The sequence below is a fragment of the Pseudomonas sp. 3B-A001-10F genome, assembly GCF_056313565.1.
The window spans coordinates 1-213 of record NZ_JBQYFW010000112.1 but is presented as its reverse complement, the minus strand read 5'-3'; the positions used below and the strand labels follow the sequence as shown (position 1 = coordinate 213).

Here is a 213-nt window from a genome sequence, read left to right as displayed (position 1 = left end):
CGGAGGTATCGGCCGTCAGTTTGACGGTCGAGGTGTCTATGGTGTCGGTGACTTCGGTCACGGCCGGAACAGTGCTCGGCACCAGATTTTCGAAGTTGCCACCGGTAGCGGTGGAGATCGTCGCTTCAACCTTGCCGGCGTCTTTGTAGACGTCATCGGCTGGCGCTGGAACAGACACGGTGCCAGTGGTTTTGCCAGCTTCGATGGTAATCA

General features: G+C 58.2%; 1 protein-coding gene. It reads right to left on the bottom strand.

The window, feature by feature from the left end:
• A partial coding sequence (locus AC0ZWN_RS28975; RefSeq protein WP_476337735.1) for an immunoglobulin-like domain-containing protein occupies positions 1-213 on the bottom strand: 213 nt, incomplete at both ends.